17 protein-coding genes are annotated in these 17,853 nt (G+C 40.4%); 16 read left to right on the forward strand and 1 reads right to left on the reverse strand.

The window, feature by feature from the left end:
• Nucleotides 1–106 precede the first annotated feature (106 nt).
• Nucleotides 107–1,405 carry a phosphopyruvate hydratase gene (gene eno, locus PASHI_RS19495; RefSeq protein WP_062566760.1) on the forward strand — a complete coding sequence of 433 codons (1,299 nt, stop codon included), beginning with the start codon at nt 107–109 and terminating at the stop codon, nt 1,403–1,405.
• A 49-nt stretch (nt 1,406–1,454) separates the two neighbouring features.
• Here eno and mutH read toward each other — a convergent pair whose 3' ends face one another.
• On the reverse strand, nt 1,455–2,126 hold the full coding sequence (gene mutH, locus PASHI_RS19500; RefSeq protein WP_062566974.1) for a DNA mismatch repair endonuclease MutH: 672 nt from the start codon (nt 2,124–2,126) through the stop codon (nt 1,455–1,457).
• A 540-nt stretch (nt 2,127–2,666) separates the two neighbouring features.
• Here mutH and rppH point away from each other — a divergent pair.
• The 15 genes from rppH to PASHI_RS19575 all read left to right on the forward strand — a co-directional run bounded on the left by rppH (nt 2,667) and on the right by PASHI_RS19575 (nt 17,850).
• Nucleotides 2,667–3,185: an RNA pyrophosphohydrolase gene (gene rppH, locus PASHI_RS19505; protein ID WP_054562240.1), complete on the forward strand. Its 519-nt coding sequence runs from the start codon at nt 2,667–2,669 to the stop codon at nt 3,183–3,185.
• A gap of 33 nt (nt 3,186–3,218) precedes the next feature.
• Complete coding sequence (gene ptsP / locus PASHI_RS19510; RefSeq protein ID WP_062566761.1) at nt 3,219–5,495, forward strand: phosphoenolpyruvate--protein phosphotransferase; 2,277 nt, start codon at nt 3,219–3,221, stop codon at nt 5,493–5,495.
• 338 nt (nt 5,496–5,833) lie between these two features.
• Entirely contained in the window at nt 5,834–6,643 is an 810-nt protein-coding gene (locus PASHI_RS19515; RefSeq protein ID WP_062566762.1) for a sulfite exporter TauE/SafE family protein, read from the forward strand.
• A gap of 14 nt (nt 6,644–6,657) precedes the next feature.
• Entirely contained in the window at nt 6,658–7,461 is an 804-nt protein-coding gene (gene lgt / locus PASHI_RS19520) for a prolipoprotein diacylglyceryl transferase (RefSeq protein WP_054562237.1), read from the forward strand.
• A gap of 13 nt (nt 7,462–7,474) precedes the next feature.
• Nucleotides 7,475–8,326, forward strand: coding sequence for a thymidylate synthase (locus PASHI_RS19525; protein WP_054562236.1), 852 nt, complete (start codon nt 7,475–7,477; stop codon nt 8,324–8,326).
• Between the two features lie 26 nt (nt 8,327–8,352).
• Entirely contained in the window at nt 8,353–9,234 is an 882-nt protein-coding gene (gene galU, locus PASHI_RS19530; protein WP_054562235.1) for a UTP--glucose-1-phosphate uridylyltransferase GalU, read from the forward strand.
• 460 nt (nt 9,235–9,694) lie between these two features.
• Nucleotides 9,695–10,231 (forward strand): SPOR domain-containing protein, encoded by a 537-nt coding sequence (locus PASHI_RS19535; RefSeq protein ID WP_062566763.1) that lies wholly within the window; start codon nt 9,695–9,697, stop codon nt 10,229–10,231.
• Nucleotides 10,232–10,304: 73 nt separating this feature from the next.
• Nucleotides 10,305–10,913 carry an SPOR domain-containing protein gene (locus tag PASHI_RS19540; protein ID WP_130166610.1) on the forward strand — a complete coding sequence of 203 codons (609 nt, stop codon included), beginning with the start codon at nt 10,305–10,307 and terminating at the stop codon, nt 10,911–10,913.
• A 111-nt stretch (nt 10,914–11,024) separates the two neighbouring features.
• A complete protein-coding gene (locus tag PASHI_RS19545; protein ID WP_062566765.1) occupies nt 11,025–11,624 on the forward strand; it encodes a DUF4402 domain-containing protein in 600 nt (199 codons plus the stop codon).
• An 18-nt stretch (nt 11,625–11,642) separates the two neighbouring features.
• The gene (locus PASHI_RS19550; RefSeq protein WP_062566766.1) at nt 11,643–12,110 is read left to right on the forward strand and encodes a DUF4402 domain-containing protein; all 468 of its coding nucleotides are present in this window, start codon (nt 11,643–11,645) and stop codon (nt 12,108–12,110) included.
• An 8-nt stretch (nt 12,111–12,118) separates the two neighbouring features.
• The gene (locus PASHI_RS19555; protein ID WP_062566767.1) at nt 12,119–12,910 is read left to right on the forward strand and encodes a fimbrial biogenesis chaperone; all 792 of its coding nucleotides are present in this window, start codon (nt 12,119–12,121) and stop codon (nt 12,908–12,910) included.
• A 20-nt stretch (nt 12,911–12,930) separates the two neighbouring features.
• Complete coding sequence (locus PASHI_RS19560) at nt 12,931–15,897, forward strand: hypothetical protein (RefSeq protein WP_062566768.1); 2,967 nt, start codon at nt 12,931–12,933, stop codon at nt 15,895–15,897.
• A gap of 13 nt (nt 15,898–15,910) precedes the next feature.
• Nucleotides 15,911–16,513 (forward strand): SPOR domain-containing protein, encoded by a 603-nt coding sequence (locus tag PASHI_RS19565; protein ID WP_062566769.1) that lies wholly within the window; start codon nt 15,911–15,913, stop codon nt 16,511–16,513.
• Between the two features lie 54 nt (nt 16,514–16,567).
• Nucleotides 16,568–17,161, forward strand: coding sequence for a FlgO family outer membrane protein (locus PASHI_RS19570; RefSeq protein ID WP_055020737.1), 594 nt, complete (start codon nt 16,568–16,570; stop codon nt 17,159–17,161).
• A 14-nt stretch (nt 17,162–17,175) separates the two neighbouring features.
• Nucleotides 17,176–17,850: a FlgO family outer membrane protein gene (locus PASHI_RS19575; protein ID WP_062566770.1), complete on the forward strand. Its 675-nt coding sequence runs from the start codon at nt 17,176–17,178 to the stop codon at nt 17,848–17,850.
• The last annotated feature ends 3 nt before the right edge of the window (nt 17,851–17,853 follow it).

Consider the following 17,853-nt stretch of genomic DNA (forward strand, 5'->3'; position numbering starts at 1 on the left):
AGGCCGTGCTTTATGCACGGCTTATTTGTTTTAATAAGCCAATGGCATTAAGGATAATTAATAAAATTGGCACTAACTCACCATTTTCGGGAAAAGAGGAATCAAGATGTCAGAAATCGTAAAAGTGATTGGTCGCGAAATCATGGACTCGCGTGGTAACCCAACTGTTGAAGCTGATGTACATTTAGCTGATGGTTCATGGGGCCGTGCTGCAGCACCATCTGGTGCATCAACAGGTACTCGCGAAGCGCTTGAATTACGTGATGGTGATAAAGCACGTTACCTAGGTAAAGGTGTTTTAAAAGCAGTAGGCTATATCAATAACGAAATCGCTGAAGCGCTTAAAGGCCAAAACGCAGTTGACCAAAAAGCGGTTGACCAAGTAATGCTTGACTTAGATGGTACTGAAAACAAAGAAAAACTAGGTGCTAACGCTATCTTAGCTGTATCTTTAGCAACGGCTAAAGCGGCTGCTAACTCTAAAGGCGTTGAGCTTTATGAGCACATTGCAGACCTAAACGGCACACCAGGTGTTTACTCAATGCCATTACCTATGATGAACATCATCAATGGTGGTGAGCACGCTGATAACTCTGTTGATATTCAAGAGTTCATGATCCAGCCAGTTGGTGCTACAAACTTCCGTGAAGCGTTACGTATGGGCGCTGAAGTATTCCACAGCTTAGCAAAAGTACTTAAAGCTGAAGGTCACTCTACATCAGTAGGTGATGAAGGTGGTTTTGCTCCTAACCTTGAATCAAACGAAGCGGCACTTGCTGCAATCAAGGTTGCTGTAGCAAATGCAGGTTATGAGCTTGGTAAAGATATCACTCTAGCTCTAGACTGTGCTGCATCTGAGTTCTACGACAAAGAAGCGAATATCTACGACCTTAAAGGCGAAGGTAAAAAATTCACTTCTGAAGAATTCAACCACTTCCTTAAAGGCCTTACTGAGCAATACCCAATTGTTTCAATTGAAGACGGCTTAGATGAGTCGGATTGGGATGGTTTCGCACACCAAACACAACTAATTGGCGACAAAGTACAATTAGTAGGTGACGATCTGTTCGTAACTAACACGAAGATCTTAAAGCGTGGTATTGATAACGGTATTGCTAACTCAATCCTAATCAAATTCAACCAAATCGGTTCATTAACTGAAACGCTTGCTGCTATCAAAATGGCTAAAGACGCTGGCTTCACTGCTGTTATCTCACACCGTTCAGGTGAAACTGAAGATGCGACAATTGCTGATTTAGCAGTAGGTACTGCAGCTGGTCAAATCAAAACGGGTTCATTAAGCCGTTCTGACCGTATTGCTAAGTACAACCAATTACTTCGCATTGAAGAAGTATTAGGTGAGAAAGCACCTTACAACGGTCTTAAAGAGGTTAAAGGTCAGTAATCTGGCTTAGCTCATCAAGACTTTAAAAAACCTCCTTCGGGAGGTTTTTTTATAGCTGAAATTGTTGTTTTAGGATTTCGCCGGTGAAGCTGGTTTTAAGATAAAAGCCGCGAGGTAAAGTTTGTACTATCTGGCCATTCGGGCCAATTGCATCAGTCAGCGCTTTGCTATTGGCAGCTTTTGGCCTTATTTGCATTACATCACCTAAATGACCCGAAATTTCATCTACGCGACCAAGGGCGATTAGCTCCATTTGTTCTTCCCAATCACGCTGTAAAAGGGCATCTTGCTCTGCGCTTGGTTGCCATAAAAAGCCACTGCCTATGGTACGGTGAAAAGGCAGTATCTCGCGTTCGCCTAAAATAGGTAACCACAAAACATGATTCAACTTTTTACGAACCGTACTTTGCTGCCAAGTCATTCCGGTTACATTTAATAGTGGTGTTACCGAAACAAAGGTTGTTTCGAGAGGTTTCCCTTTAAATGAGATAGGTAAGGTTTTTAGCTCAATGCCTAACTCTTCAAAATCAGGTGTTGGTTTTGAACCCGCTGTTGCACCAAGTACATATTCGATAAGTTGCCCGGTCCAGCCTTTTTCACGTAGTAAATCGTCAGGGGTTTTAAACTTACATTGCTCGGCTAGCTGCCCTAGGGTTAGGCCAGCAATAGCATCAACACGTTGCATTAATTCGTTTATAGAAGCGGGTTTTATTGGTCGCATAAGGCGTTTATTTGATTGTCTAATTAACCGTATCATGATAGCAAATGCGTGCCTTAGTGGATATCTTTGTGTTTGGGTGTTTTTTGCGCACGTTAAGGGTGGGCTAAAAATAATCAGTTTTACTTTTCGATGTTTTAGTCTAACCAACTGATATTTAATTGTTTTACTGTTTTTTTATGTTGTTTCTATTTCATTAATTAAACAGTTGTTTGTATAAATACAGATATATAAACATGTTTATCCACAGTTTCTGTGGAGAAAGTGGATGTTTCAACTGTGGATTGTGGATTTGTTTGCGATTTAGGCATGATTTATAAAAGTTATGCACAAGCTGTGGGTAAGGTGATAAAAATACGGTTGTAAATAGTTATTTTAATCAAACAGCACATTTTTATAATAATTACTTCGTAACACCTTGATTAAACATGTTTGTTAAAAAATAATTTTTCAATCTAATTTAGGCTTAGGTGTAAAGTGTTTGCTGTATCGCAGGTTATGTGGAACAATCAATAAAAATCGACTTACAAATGAGGCACTAAGGTGATTGATGCCGAAGGTTTTCGTGCCAATGTCGGAATTGTAATTTGCAATAATCAGGGACAAGTATTTTGGGCTCGTCGCTATGGTCAGCACTCTTGGCAATTTCCCCAAGGTGGTGTTGATGACGGCGAAACAGCAGAGCAAACCATGTACAGAGAATTACACGAAGAAGTGGGCTTGCTTCCTGAAGACGTTGAGATCGTCGCAAGTTCTAAACATTGGTTACGCTATAAATTACCCAAACGTTTAATTCGCAGAGACTCAAGTCCTGTGTGTATTGGGCAAAAACAAAAATGGTTTTTACTGAAACTTCGTTGTAAAGATGAAGATGTAGATTTACTTAAAACTCATCACCCCGAGTTTGATGATTGGCGATGGGTGAGTTATTGGTATCCGGTTAGGCAAGTTGTTTCGTTTAAGCGCGATGTATATCGTCGAGTAATGAAAGAGTTTGCTCCGTTTGCAATGCCGTTTAATAAACGAGAGCAACACAAAGATCATTGGCGACATAAACGATAAGGGCAACCTTATTTAAATCAAAGGAGCAGCATCATGTTAGCCACGCTCAGATCAATTGCTGAGGCAGTGTCGCAACAGGCGGACTTGAATAGTGCGCTGGGGTGTTTTGTGCAAATGGTAAAAGATGCCATGCAAACACAGTGCTGCTCGATTTATTTTGCAGATTATAGCCAAGATAACTTTGTATTGATGGCCACCCAAGGCCTCAACCCAGATGCAGTGGGTAAGTTTCGTATAGGTTTTACCGAAGGCCTCGTGGGTCTTGTTGCTCAGCGTGAAGAGCCTATCAATATTGCTTTTGCTAAGTCTCACCCTCGTTTTAAACTCTCACCTGAAGTTAATGAAGAAGGCTATAACGCATTTTTGTCAGTGCCAGTCGTGCACCAGAAAAAGGTTTTAGGCGTTATTGTTGTTCAACAAAAACTAGCCCGTGTTTTTAGCCCTGACGAGGAATCATTCTTAATTACGCTCTCGGCCCAGCTAGCTTCTCAGTTAGCTCATGCAGAAATAAAAGAAATATTACGCGTCGATGAGTTTTCACACCAAACCTCAGTACTAAAAGGGGTATCAAGTGCACCAGGTATTGCCATAGGTGAAGCCTTTGTGGTGATCCCTAAACTTGACTTTAGTTCTATTGAACTGCAAAAAGACGACGATGTGAGCACCCAGCGTAAGCTATTTACCCAAGCTGTGGCTGCGACGCGTAACGAGTTTAATACCTTATCTATGACTCTGAGCGACTCTATTCCGCAAGAGGCACTGGCTGTATTTGATGTTTATCAGCAGTTACTTGATGCCAAAAGTCTTGGTCAAAATGTTGAAGCGCAATTACAACAAGGCTGGAATGCTAAAAGCGCCCTGAAAATTGTAATTGAGAAATTGGTGACTCAATTCAATGCCATGCAAGATCCTTACATTAAAGAGCGTGCTGTTGATGTTAAAGATATTGGTTTACGGGTTTTACATCACTTAGTTAATACTGAGCATGCGGCAAAACCTTACCCTAAAGACACTATTTTAATTGCCGGTACATTAACTCCCGCAATGCTTGCTGAAGTACCTAAAGGGCATCTTGCTGGGGTTGTGAGTGTTAATGGTGCAGCAAATAGCCATGCTTCAATTTTAACTCGTGCTATGGGGATCCCTGCAATTTGGGGCATTGAAGATGTGCCGTTATTGCAGTTTGAAGGCAAGCAAATGATTTTAGACGCCTATGCAGGGCGTTTATATATTTCTCCTTCACAAATGCTGCAAGAGGAATACAGTCAGCTCAAATATCAAGAAGCCTTATTGAACGACCGTTTTGTAGCAGAGCAAAACCTAGATGCCATCACTAAAGATGGCGAACACATTAGCTTATTACTTAACGCGGGTCTTGAATTAAATACCGAGCATGACAATAAGCCATTTTGCGATGGGGTAGGTCTTTATCGCACCGAAGCCTGGTTTATGCAAAAAGGCCAATTTCCTTCACAGTCAGAACAAGAAAGCTGGTATCGCGAAGTGCTTACTAGTTACCATCCTAATCCTGTGGTGATGCGTACACTCGATATTGGTGGCGATAAAGTTTTAGATTACTTCAATATAACAGAAGAAAATCCATTTTTAGGTTGGCGTGGTATTCGCGTGACCTTAGATCACCCAGAGCTATTTTTAGATCAGCTCAAGGCAATGTTAAAAGCCAATATTGGTTTGGGTAATTTAAAAATCATGCTGCCGATGATCAGCGGCTCAGAAGAAGTGGATGAATCGTTAAAATTGCTCGAACAAGCCTATTTTGAGTTAAGTGAGCAATACCCTGAACAAGCCATTGAGCGCCCTGAAATTGGTGTGATGTTAGAAGTACCTTCAAGTGTATTTATGCTTGAAGAGTGGTCGCAAAAAGTCGATTTTTGCTCTGTAGGTAGCAACGATTTAACCCAGTATATGCTGGCAGTTGATCGCTCTAATGCCCGTGTTGCTGAGCTATTTAACCCTTATCACCCAAGTGTACTTAGAGTGCTGTTAAAAATAGCACAAGAGTGTCAGCAACATGAGTTGCCATTTAGCTTGTGTGGTGAGTTAGGGGGCGACCCCGAAGGAGCGTTACTGCTTATTGCGATGGGGTATCGAAGCTTGAGCATGAACTACGCTTCGATTAGTAAAATTAAGTTCGTGCTTAGGCGATTAAATGTCAGTGATATGGAAAAGTTACTTGCAGAGTGTTTATTACAACCCACTGCAAAACATGTACTTAGGTTAACGCGTAACTTTATGATTGAACATCAACTCGGTGAGCTATTTTACACCCCAAGCCAAGGTCAATCATGAGGGAAAATTGTGTTGTGAAGCACTTATACCCAAGCCACCTCAAGATGTAGAATTCAGCGTTTCACAGGTGCTTAATATCAAGGCGTTACTTTGCAAGAATGGCCATCCCTTTTAAGAATTAACAACGATGAGAGTAAGTGCCTGTGAAACGCCCAAAGGGTTGGTTTAAAAGCGATTTATACTGCGTTATTGATTTTAACAATAGAACCACTATTACTTGCAATCAATGCCTTGCCTAAATCGCTTTTAATTCCAACTGAAACTCGCATCTTGAGGTGGTTTGGGTATATATATTAGTTTAGTATATGTATATAACAAATTGAATATATGAGTGTGCTATGCATGACGTGATACTTTTAATGGTGTACTGCGCAATTTTGGGCAGCGTGGTTGGATTTTTAGCTGGGTTATTAGGTATTGGTGGCGGTCTGATTATCGTGCCGGTACTTAGTGCGTTATTAGTATCGTTCAATGTTGCCGACCCAAGCCATGTATTAGTCATCGCGATAGCAACCTCGTTAGCATCCATTATTTTTACCTCGACTTCTTCAGCCCTTGCTCATCATCGTAATGCTAACGTGCCTTGGGAAATTGCCCCATGGGTTATGACTGGTGTTGGCCTAGGCGCATTGATCAGTGGCTTTGCTGCAAGCTTTATCCCAGAGCAGCTACTGCGCTTTGTTTTTGCCGGTAGCGTGGTGTTTATCGCGATCAGAATGGTGTTATCGACACGAAAAAAAGCAGCCAGTGAAAAGCCGCTTCCATCAGGGCCTATTCTTGGCTTTTTATGTGCCATAATGGGGGCGCTGTCAGGACTAATTGGTATTGGCGGCGGGGCGCTTATTGTGCCGCTACTGCATTATTTTTCTGTTGATATTAAAAAGGCCATTGGTTGTGCTGCTGCATGTGGTATTGTCATTGCCCTGTTCGGCTCGGTGGGTTACGTATCTGCCGGGTGGCAATTAACATCTTTCAGTGATGGATTTGCCGGATTTGTGTATTTACCTGCGTTAGTCGGGATTGTGGTTACCTCGTCGCTTATTGCGCCAATAGGTGCCAAAGCCACGCATTACTTGCCTGTGGCAACAATAAAAAAAGTATTCGCGCTATTACTTGTCATAATTGCGCTTAAAATGGTGTTTAGTTAAAGGTTTTTATTTTTATGGCTCTTCAATTTCCAGATATCGATCCGGTTATTTTTTCGGTAGGCCCGCTCAGCGTACGTTGGTACGGTTTAATGTATTTAATTGGTTTTGCTTTGGCGATGTGGCTTGCTAATCGTCAAGCAGAAAAACCAAACTCAGGTTGGACAAAAGAACAAGTTAGTGACTTATTATTTTACGGCATGCTCGGGGTAATACTCGGTGGTCGTATTGGCTATGTATTGTTTTATCAGTTTAGTTATTTTATTGAAAACCCGCTTTATTTATTCAGAATTGACCAAGGCGGCATGTCTTTCCATGGTGGTACGCTAGGTGTTATTACAGCAATAGCTATATTTGCCTGGACACGTAAAAAATCATTATTTGAAGTGGGCGATTTTGTGGTGCCACTGGTGCCGCTTGGTTTGTTAGCAGGGCGTATTGGTAACTTTATTAATGGCGAGTTATGGGGCCGAGTGACTGATGTACCTTGGGCGTTTATTTTCCCATCAGGTGGCCCAGAGCCTCGTCATCCATCACAATTATACGAAGCCTTTTTAGAAGGTTTGGTGCTGTTCTTAATATTACAATGGTTTATCAAAAAGCCTCGCCCAGCGGGAAGTGTTGCTGGGGTGTTCTTACTTGGCTATGGCGTGTTTAGATTTATTGTTGAATATTTCCGTGAACCAGATGCTCATTTAGGTTTATTCGCAGGCTTTATCTCGATGGGGCAAATACTGTCATTGCCGATGGTAATTGGTGGCCTTGGTTTGTTAATATGGGCCTATAAAAAGCCGCAACACAGCGTGGCAAGCAAAGCATAACAAGAGCAAATCAATGAAACAGTATTTAGATTTATGTCAGCGTATTGTTGACGAAGGTGTGTGGGTTGAGAACAAACGCACAGGTACCAAGTGTTTAACCGTTATTAATGCCGATCTTGAATATGATGTGGCAAATAATAAGTTTCCGCTAATAACAACGCGCAAGAGCTTTTACAAAGCGGCGATAGCGGAGTTACTTGGTTATTTACGTGGTTACGACAGCGCTGCACAGTTTCGTGATATCGGCTGTATGACTTGGAATGCTAACGCAAACGAAAACAAAGCTTGGCTAGAAAACCCACATCGCCGTGGTGAAGATGATATGGGTCGAGTGTATGGTGTGCAAGGCCGCAGTTGGCAACGTCCGGATGGCAGCCACCTTGATCAACTTAAAAAAGTTATCGATAACTTATCAAAAGGGATTGATGATCGCGGTGAAATCGTCACATTTTATAACCCAGGTGAGTTTGAGTTAGGCTGTTTACGCCCTTGTATGCACACGCACACCTTTTCTTTGTTGGGCGATACTCTATACTTAACATCATACCAACGTAGCTGCGATGTGCCTCTGGGTTTGAACTTTAATCAAATTCAATGTTTTGTGTTACTTGCTTTAGTTGCACAAATCACCGGCCACAAACCGGGTAAGGCGTATCATAAAATAGCGAATGCGCATATTTATGAAAACCAACTTGAGTTGATGCGTGATGTGCAGCTTAAGCGTGAGCCATTCGCGTCGCCAGAATTAAAAATAAACCCAAATATTAAATCATTAGAAGACATTGAAACCTGGGTTACAAAAGACGATTTTGAAGTAGTAGGTTATCAGTGTCACGATGCAATTAAGTATCCGTTTTCAGTTTAAGAACAATAAAATTTAAGGAGAAATCAATGAAAGCAGTGATCCCAGTTGCTGGTCTTGGCACGCGTATGTTACCTGCAACAAAAGCAATCCCTAAAGAAATGCTTCCTATTGTTGACCGCCCGTTGATTCAGTACGTTGTGAATGAAGCAATTTCAGCAGGAATTAAAGAAATTGTTTTAGTAACGCATTCAAGTAAAAACTCAATTGAAAACCACTTTGATACCAGTTTTGAGTTAGAAGCAACGCTTGAAAAGCGTGTTAAACGTCAGTTACTCGCAGAAGTACAATCAATCTGCCCGAAAGATGTAACAATTATTCATGTTCGCCAAGGTGAAGCGAAAGGCCTTGGTCATGCGATTAACTGTGCTGCACCTATCATAGGTGATGAACCGTTTGTTGTTATCTTACCGGATGTGATCATCGATGATGTAGCAAGCGACCTTAAAAAAGATAACTTAGCTGAAATGATCCAGCGTTTTGAAACCACCGGCGAGAGCCAAATTATGGTTGAGCCTGTGCCGCAAAACGAAGTAGACAAGTTCGGTGTTGTCGACTTAGGTGATGTAAAAATCAATCAAGGTGAAAGCGCAGCTATTTTAAATATGGTTGAAAAGCCTCCAGTTGATCAAGCTCCATCAAATCTTGCTGTTGTGGGTCGCTATGTATTGAGCAAAAATATTTGGCCATTACTTGCAAAAACCCCAGCCGGTGCAGGCGATGAAATCCAATTAACAGATGCCATTGCCATGCTCATGGAAAAAGAGATTGTTGATGCTTACTCAATGAAAGGTAAAAGCCATGACTGCGGTAGCAAAATTGGTTATTTAAAAGCCATAGTTGAGTTTGCACTGCGTCGTGATGAATTCAAAGGTGAGCTTACAGACTTCATAAAGTCGCTGGTTAAATAAGCAATTCAAATTACTTAGTTGAAAATTATGTAAAAAAAGTGTCTATATGGCACTTTTTTGTTATTTACATGTTCCTCCCAATTGTCGATTATTACCCAATAAAGGATTTTTCTGATATACCTAAGTCTTAACGCATTGTTAAGATTAAAGATCAGTGAGATGCTTATTTACCCCTGTAGGATAGTTAAACTCAGCTATACTTATAAAAATACCTATGTAAAGACGGATTTTTATTGCTTTAGGTTGTCTAATATGAAAACTTAAGTATTAGGGTGTCATTAAGTTTTTATTGCAGTTAGTTAAGCACTGTACTGAAAATATTATAATAACAAATAATGTGTTAGAGTTTTCTTATGCAATGTCGTAAATCACTTTTATGGTTTTTGTATAGGTAAGTGCTAACAGATAGACTTCTTTAAAAAGAAGCAAATTTTTAATGGTACGTTTAAGAATCCTACTTATGAAATATTGCTCAAAACCTTTGCGTTACAGTATATACCTGTTGGTGTTATTGACTGTGTCTGGTTGCAGTAATAAGGCATTTCCTGATATCTCTTTTAACAAGCTTCCTGTTTTCAATGTTGTTCAGTACCTTAGTGATGTAACGCTAATGCAAAACTCATTTTTGTTGGCGCAAACCCAAAGTGAACCTGTCAGTACAGTGCTAGAACAGGCTGATACTTCTCAAGCACTATCAAGCGACTCTAAAGACTCTGTTAAACCTGACTATGCATTTGCTTTGCAATTAGCGTCTGTTAATACGGAACAAGGTCTTGCTTATACATTAAAGAAAATGGCTAAACGAGCACCCAGTATTTTTCAAGGAAAGCCGATACTTAATGTTGAAGTCGCTGATGTAAATGAGCATACCTACTATCGACTTAAGTTTGGTGGCTATAAGTATTTGAAAAACGCGAAAGCTGATTGTGAAGCGATTAAACGACAAGGCATTGATTGCTGGGTAAGTAACTACACTGACAACCGAATTTATTTTTAGCGTCAAATGTTCACTCTAAAGGTGGCATTTTTATTGCTAAGATTTAAGTCTGTTTTTTAGAATTGACGTCACCATGCATTTTTCTATTTTTTCTAAATATCTACTGATAACCATCAGCTTAACTGCTCTAACAGCATGTATGATGAGCCAAGAGCAAGCCCAGCCAGCTTACACTGAGCAGCAAGTACAGCAATTTGCTGCCGAGTGGCAAAATAAACAACCTAGTATTGAACGTCTTGCGTTGATGGAAAAAGACCTTGCGTTGTTAATCGAAGTGCTTTCAGCCAATAGCGATTTAACCGCACAACCATCACAATTTGAGCCACAAAATGATGTGATTATTCATCAAAGCGAACAAACGCAAGTACAGCAAACATCATCCACAGACTCACTTGAGGCGATTATTGCAGCAAACAAAGCGGCTGAAGCGGGTGTGCAATTAGGTTTATATTTAACGCCGAAAAAAGTTAGTTATCAGGTCTTAAAGCTCAAACGTGATTATCCTGCTGTTTTAAATGGCCTTGATTTTCGTTTTAAAACACGAGAGCAAAAAGGCGTAACCGTGTATGGGTTAAGGGCCGGTCCATTTGCAAATTATACTCAGGCTACTGCATTTTGTGAGATAGCCAAAAGAATGGGGCAAACCTGTGTGACGGCACCATTTATTGGAGAGATGCTTTAAGCATCTTTCCTCTTAAAAATTAGGTAATTAATCTTAAAGTATTTGTTCTAGAGGTCGATAAAGCTTAAGATACAGAAAAATGGCTTAGCCATTTAATTATAAGGACTTAATATGAAATTACCTCTTTCTTTACTTTCTCTTAGTGTTATTTTCGCCTCATCAACTGCCTTTTCTGCTACTGAAACTTTTCGTGCTGAAGTTACAGTTCAAAACACTGTTGTTTTGACCAAAGATAGTGACCTTAATTTTGGGACTATTCGTGCTGTTGCAGACCCATCTGGAACCGATCGAGCAAGGCTTACAGTTAATGCGACTCCAAATGCTAGTCCAATTTCAGTAAGTAGCAATAATACAGAAAACGCTTTATTTGCTGTCATTGAAGATGGCGAGCCTGCGGCGTTTACTGTGTCTGAAGCTGTTCCAAATGCTATTTTATCGATTACTGAGCCTACTCAGACTCAGTTAGAATTTGAAGATGGACAAGATACTGACCGTCCTGACTTTGAAATTGGTAATTGGTTATTCGTTATTACTAGCGGGCCAAACGCAAATGCGAACTACAATTCTGGTACACCTAACTTACAGGTTGCGCAAGACGGTACTGTGTCATTCAATATTGGCGCAAGCTTAGATACATCAGATCGTACTACCACAAAGCCATATGCTGATGGTGTTTATGCGGGGACTTTTCAAATCGAAGTCGCTTATTAATTATTTTAGGTAATTTTTATGCGCTTTTTGCTATTGGCCACTGTGCTATTTTCTGTTTTCTCTTTGCCTCTACAAGCAGCGAGCACAGAGCAACAAGCGCTTGATTTTGGCACTCTTGTTATTTTAGCTAATACAAATACCAGCTCTGTAATTGTCAAAGATGATGGCAGTATCAATACTCAGGGCTCAGTTTATGTACTTGAAAATGGCCACCCAGCAGAATTATTACTTACTGACTTTCCTGCCAGAACCCAACTAACTATGAATCTAGTTGCTCCAGTTGACTTAATACATGATGTAGATGGCAACACGAGTGCTGAGTTTTCTGTGCGCCTTAATGGTTTTCCTAAATATGTGATCACCAATGAGTTTGGTGAGGCAAAAGTATTTATTGGCGGTATTTTAACAACAGATCGTAGCGCTAAAGCATACGCAGATGGTCATTACTCTTCTTCAACTTATTTAGAAATATCGGTCGATTACTAAGGATAGATATGTTCGCAAAACGTCTTTTATGTGGACTCTTTTTTGTTTTATTCAGTCAATATGCAACAGCAAATTTACTTATTTCACCAACGCGGGTTTCATTTGATGAGCGCCAACGTAGCGCAAAAGTCACCGTCATTAATAGCTCAGATGAATATAGAACATATCGCGTGGTATGGAGCGAAAAATTAGCGCTCCCCGCAGGTGGTTACCAAACATTGAGTGAGCCTGTAGCAAGGAGCCTTTCACCAATGACGCGTTTATCCCCAAAGCAAATTCGCTTAGCACCGGGCGAAAGGCAAACGATTAAAATAGCAATTAGAAAGCCTAAGAATTTGGCTAAAGGGGAGTATCGTTCTCACTTATTGTTTCAAGCATTACCCAATGAAGTGAAAAGCACTAAACCAGGTATTAAAGTGAACATGATAATGAGTTTTAGTATTCCAGTTGTATATCGTGAGCAAGGCGAACAACCGAATGTTAAAATTAGGGACGTTAAGCTGGTTGAAGACTCTATTAATAAAAAACTTAGTCTTGCAGTTAAGTTAACCGAAAGCCAAGGCTTTAGTAGTTATGGGAGGCTCAGTGCGTATGCAACTAATACAGCGGGTAAACAAGAGAAAATCGCTGAAATTGGTAACTTGAGTTTGTACCCTGAAGTCAATGAAACAACAGCTTACCTAGCTCTATTTACCGATAAAAAACTACCGAAGAAAGGGCCTATTGAGATTAAATATGAAGGTGCTGATGAGTATGAAGGTATAGTTTTTGACTCATATTCATTTGCTATTCGACATTAGGGATTAATGCGAAAAAACTTATGAATCGCTTATTTGCGTTAGGGCTTATGCTATTAAGCCCTATTAGCTTTGCTAATTCGACTGTGAGTACAGAGGGTGTACTAGCTAGACTCAATGCCATAAAGGCTAAGCTAAATGGCGAACAGCTTCATGCTCCACAATCAAAGCATACACCTGCTGTCAATCATTCTGCAGACACCTTAGACACCCAGCAGCGAATTGCGACTGGGGAGTTTTTGCTATTTTCAATTTATTTAAATGAAAATTACCTCGGTGAGATTTTTGCCCTTAAGTCTGATCAAGACATATTGCTGGGGCTTTCAGGGCTAGTTGATATCTTACAATTAGCAATCAATGTCGATTTATCAGCCGAGAGTGCAGAAGGTTGGTTCATCAACGCTAATAAAACCTTTCAATTAACAGCTCAAAAAGAGCTGATTACAGATAACAAAAAGTGGCAGCTTACTGAGCAACAAATTAGTGTTGACGATGATATTTATATTGAGGCAGCAGTACTTGCAGAGGCTTTAGAATTTAAGCACCGCTCTGACTACGCAAGCTTAGAGCTACATATTGAAACTGAGTCTGTTTATCCGGTTGTCGCCCAAGCGCAGCGTCATAAAAAACAACTGCAAAGCTATAGTACTCAAAAACAAGCAACCTTACCTTGGAAACCAAGCCCATATCAGGCCTTATCTGTCCCTGTGGCTGACTTACAATTGAATTACACCCAAGATAATGATGGCAGTCAGGCAAGTTACTCATTACTTGGCTCGCAAGATTTTGCATATTTAACGATGGAATACTTTTTATCGGGTCGTGAAAGTGATTTATTGAATAACTCAAGGCTAACTTTCTCCAAGCAAGATGTGAATAATCAATTGTTAGGTCCACTTGCTGCAAGTCTTATTGAAGTAGGTGATGTCACAGCTACGCAAGTTGGCAGCCGTTATAACAACCAATACGGTCGCGGGGTTAAAATTTCGAATTATCAACTAGGGCAAGCTATTGATAATAATCGGGTGAATCTAACTGGTGCAGTACAGCCAGGTTGGGATGTTGAATTATATCGTAATGGCATTTTAATTGATCAGCAGCTGAGCTTGACTGATGGTCGCTATGTTTTTGCTGATATTGATTTACTGTTTGGTGAAAACAGCTTTGAGTTGATCTTTTATGGCCCACAAGGACAAGTAGAGCGAAAAACTGAATATTACTACATTGATGGCACGCAGCTTGAGCAAGGGGAAGCTGTTTATGAGCTATCTGTTTCAGAGCAAGGTGAGCAGTTACTTGGCAGCAGTAACTACAGTGCCAACAAGGGCTGGGTTGCTGCAGGGCGATACCAATATGGTGTGAGTGATAACATTGCCATGTATTCAGGCTTCATGGCGCAAAAACGAGAGCAAGATGAGCTATATCATGTTGCTCTAGGAACGAACCTTAGCTTGTTAGACAGGTTTTTGGTTAATCTGGAATATGAAGAAAACAATCAACAACAAAGAGAATTTGAATTAACAACAAGAACTAAATTGGCTGATCAGTCTTTGCTATTCAGCGCAACGAACCGTACTGATAATCAGAATGGTCGAGATATAACGCTGAAAAGCTATCAGTTTGATATGTCTGGTGAGCTGATGAAAAATGATTTTGGGCGGCTTAATTATCAGAACAACTTTCTGATTCAACATGCACAAAGTGGTGATTTAAAGCAAATTTATAACCGTTTAAATTACAGCTATGCAAACGTCTCTATAAATAATTTATTGCAGTGGCAAGACTTAAGTGTTGGGCAAGAAAGTGTTGATGGTACGACGCGTTTACAAACACGCCTAGGTAGAGTGTATAGTCGATTTGGGGTTAATTATCGACTCTCTCCGGTTAGTGAAATAGTGAGTTATGAAGCTGAGTTTAGCAGAAGTTTAGGCCCAAGCTTACAAACAGAACTAACTTTAAGGGATTCTCTAGATTACGATGTTCAGTCTGCCGAATTAGGATTAACGTGGCAAAATGACAGGATTAACTTAAGCAGTAATGTTAATTACGACAGCAATGATCAATGGCAGATTCGCTTAAATAGTCGATTTAGTTTTGGCTTTGATAGTCAATATAATCAGCCATTTATGAGTAATCGAACATTGACCAATACTGGTAGTTTGATGGTTAATGTGTTTTTAGATGAAAATGATAATGGCCTTAAAGACTACAATGAAAAAGGCTTGGCGGGTGTTAAAGTAAAAGGCTTACAAAATTATCGCCAAGCTATTACCGATGAACAAGGTATTGCGATTCTTTCAGCTATGCCAGCTAATCGCACAACAGATATAGTGCTAGATCGTGACAGTTTTTCTGACCCTTTTATGATCCCCGCCCACGATGGTTTCTCCATAACACCACGAGCAGGTTTTGTTGAGTACATGGATTACCCAGTAAATAATGCCAGCGAAATAGAAGGTACTGTTTATCAGCAAACAGAGCAAGGCTCTAATGTTCAACCTTATGCCCAAATTACTTTAGTGGATGAACAAGGTAATGATGTAGCTACTACGCAAGCGGCTTATGATGGCTATTACTTGTTTACTGATATTAAACCCGGTAAGTATAAAGCGGTTGTTGATAAGCAATACCAAGAGCAAAAATCACTGACCAGTGCTCAAACACACAAAATACAATTATCGCCTAAAGGTGATGTGCTGGTGGGGGTTGATATTACTTTGCGACCACTCGAAAAGCGCCAAGGATATATAGCGAGTATTGGCAAGTTTAATTCACTGAAAATTTTAAAGGTGTATTACTCATTGGTGAAACAGCGTTTGTTACAGCAAGGGTTACATAACGCTTTTTATATACACGATAAAGCAAATGCACACTACACGCTTGCGATAGGCTTTGACCCACAGTCTGCAAACGAGCTTGAGCATCAATGTGTGCGGCTAATATCACAAGCAATTAAATGCCATGTAACAGAACAGCATGTTCAACACTAGCAAGGAGCAAATTATGGTTTTTACTACTTTTCAAAATCTGAAGAAAGTATGGTTAGTCTTACTGGTTACTCCTATCATTGGTTGCCAAAGCATGTCAGAGCCACAAGTGAGTGAAGAAAACTTAGTAAAAATTAGCCAGCAAGAGCTTATAGAGCTGAGGCAGTCGCATCAACAATTCCAAGCGATGAAGCCAGAGCTTGAGCGCTTGCTGACAATAGAAAGTGAATTAACCTTACTCACTGAACAACTTACTTTGCTAAATGCGCAGCAAACTGAGCCTGAAAAGACTAAAAAGTCATCCGTAACCGCACCTCAGTTTATAGCTGAGCCTACAGCCAAATTTGCACTACAACTTGCTTCCGTAACAGAATTACCTCGACTAACAGCTCGCCTTGCTGAAATTAAAAAACAAGCGCCGGCGCTATTTAATGGCCAGTTTATTGCTAATGTAGAGTCAGTAACAGTGAATGGCAGCACTTTTCATCGTTTGAAAATTGGTGCATATCAACAAAAGCAGCAAGCAGCTAATGATTGTAAAAAGTTAGCATCATTCGGGGTGGCATGCTTGGTATCACATTATGTACAGAATCCGCTTGATTTATCCCATCAACAATAATACTTAGGCATAATTATTGCTTTGTACTTACTAAGTTTAGTGAGGATGGCAATTATGCGCCTGTTATTTTATTCAGTTTTTTTAGTGTTGGTGGGTTGTAGCTTAACTGAAGAGCCACAAAAAACGCCCCCTAGAGAAACCCCAAAATCGCCGATGGCACCTTATACGGTGCATCAATACGTTGCTGATTTAAGTAGTCAGCTGAGCCGTATTCAAGGCCCTTACAAAGGCAATGCACGTATTGCTGTGACCAGTTTTTATATGGCTGATGGCTTAGGTACTGATTTAGCTGAAGATCAGGGCAGTGGCTTGAGTCAGCAAATTCAAGAAAGTTTATTAACGCAATTTACTCAGCTTGGTTTTCATACCATTGAGTATCGATTAGAAAATACTTTAAATTTGCAGCAATCGGCCGATAGTGTACTTAGTCGTGATGTAAATACCTTACGTCAACGTCAGAATATTGACTTTGTTATTACCGGCACACTGACGCGGCAACAACATGCCTACATAGTTAACGCCCGATTGGTAAATACCAAAGATCTGCGAATAGTATCAGCAGCAAGCACTGAGATCCCTATCAATGTAATGTGGGGCGCTGAAAAAGTTCAGCAACGTGATGGCCAGTTGTATCGAAGCGAATATTAAGAGGAACTCATTTAATGAAACGTTTAATTTTAACTTTATGTTTGCCGTTTGGCTTTGGTTGCTCGTCAATGTTAACTGGTGATGCAACACAACACGAAAATGATCCTCAGTTAGCTGCGCAAAGAGAAGTCGCCGCGCCACATAGTAACGACAGTGTGTTTCAAACCAATCAGGCGGTGATGAATAATAGCACCTTTACAGCAGCACCAACGCGTAAAAATATTAATCACTATGTGCGTGGCATCATGCAGGATCTTGTTGAAAACTTGCAATATGTTAGTGATAGCACGCCGGTTGCTGTTTCAAGCTTCATATACCTTGATGCAGATTACAACTCAACGAATCTGCTAGGTAATCAAATTGCCGAAAGCTTCATTCATGAACTTCATGCGTTTGGTGTGCCTGTCATTGATTTTAAAACCACGGATTATATGCGTGTTACGCCAAGTGGTGATTATGTTTTCAGTCGTGATTATTTAGAGCTTAGCCAAGACCAAAACTTCAATTATGTATTGGCAGGTACTTTGGTTAATCATCAAAGTGGTGTGCTCGTGAATGCACGTATTGTTGGTTTAGCAAGCAAAGCAGTTGTAGGGTCAGCGCAAGGTTTTATCCCGCAATCAGTGGTTGATGCCCTTGATAGTACCAACCGCAGTGATGGTATTACACTAAAACAAGCAAGTGAGTAAGCT

Source organism: Pseudoalteromonas shioyasakiensis (genome assembly GCF_001550135.1).
Taxonomy (GTDB): domain Bacteria; phylum Pseudomonadota; class Gammaproteobacteria; order Enterobacterales; family Alteromonadaceae; genus Pseudoalteromonas; species Pseudoalteromonas shioyasakiensis.

Excerpts from the sequence above, each read along its gene's own strand:
- lgt (WP_054562237.1), top strand. The coding sequence starts at position 6,658 with ATGGCTCTTCAATTTCCAGATATCGATCCGGTTATTTTTTCGGTAGGC.
- PASHI_RS19545 (WP_062566765.1), top strand. The coding sequence starts at position 11,025 with ATGAAATTACCTCTTTCTTTACTTTCTCTTAGTGTTATTTTCGCCTCA.
- ptsP (WP_062566761.1), top strand. The coding sequence starts at position 3,219 with ATGTTAGCCACGCTCAGATCAATTGCTGAGGCAGTGTCGCAACAGGCG.
- mutH (WP_062566974.1), bottom strand. The coding sequence starts at position 2,126 with ATGCGACCAATAAAACCCGCTTCTATAAACGAATTAATGCAACGTGTT.
- PASHI_RS19550 (WP_062566766.1), top strand. The coding sequence starts at position 11,643 with ATGCGCTTTTTGCTATTGGCCACTGTGCTATTTTCTGTTTTCTCTTTG.
- PASHI_RS19565 (WP_062566769.1), top strand. The coding sequence starts at position 15,911 with ATGGTTTTTACTACTTTTCAAAATCTGAAGAAAGTATGGTTAGTCTTA.
- PASHI_RS19515 (WP_062566762.1), top strand. The coding sequence starts at position 5,834 with ATGCATGACGTGATACTTTTAATGGTGTACTGCGCAATTTTGGGCAGC.
- PASHI_RS19560 (WP_062566768.1), top strand. The coding sequence starts at position 12,931 with ATGAATCGCTTATTTGCGTTAGGGCTTATGCTATTAAGCCCTATTAGC.
- PASHI_RS19570 (WP_055020737.1), top strand. The coding sequence starts at position 16,568 with ATGCGCCTGTTATTTTATTCAGTTTTTTTAGTGTTGGTGGGTTGTAGC.
- PASHI_RS19575 (WP_062566770.1), top strand. The coding sequence starts at position 17,176 with ATGAAACGTTTAATTTTAACTTTATGTTTGCCGTTTGGCTTTGGTTGC.
- PASHI_RS19535 (WP_062566763.1), top strand. The coding sequence starts at position 9,695 with ATGAAATATTGCTCAAAACCTTTGCGTTACAGTATATACCTGTTGGTG.
- PASHI_RS19540 (WP_130166610.1), top strand. The coding sequence starts at position 10,305 with ATGCATTTTTCTATTTTTTCTAAATATCTACTGATAACCATCAGCTTA.
- eno (WP_062566760.1), top strand. The coding sequence starts at position 107 with ATGTCAGAAATCGTAAAAGTGATTGGTCGCGAAATCATGGACTCGCGT.
- PASHI_RS19525 (WP_054562236.1), top strand. The coding sequence starts at position 7,475 with ATGAAACAGTATTTAGATTTATGTCAGCGTATTGTTGACGAAGGTGTG.
- PASHI_RS19555 (WP_062566767.1), top strand. The coding sequence starts at position 12,119 with ATGTTCGCAAAACGTCTTTTATGTGGACTCTTTTTTGTTTTATTCAGT.
- galU (WP_054562235.1), top strand. The coding sequence starts at position 8,353 with ATGAAAGCAGTGATCCCAGTTGCTGGTCTTGGCACGCGTATGTTACCT.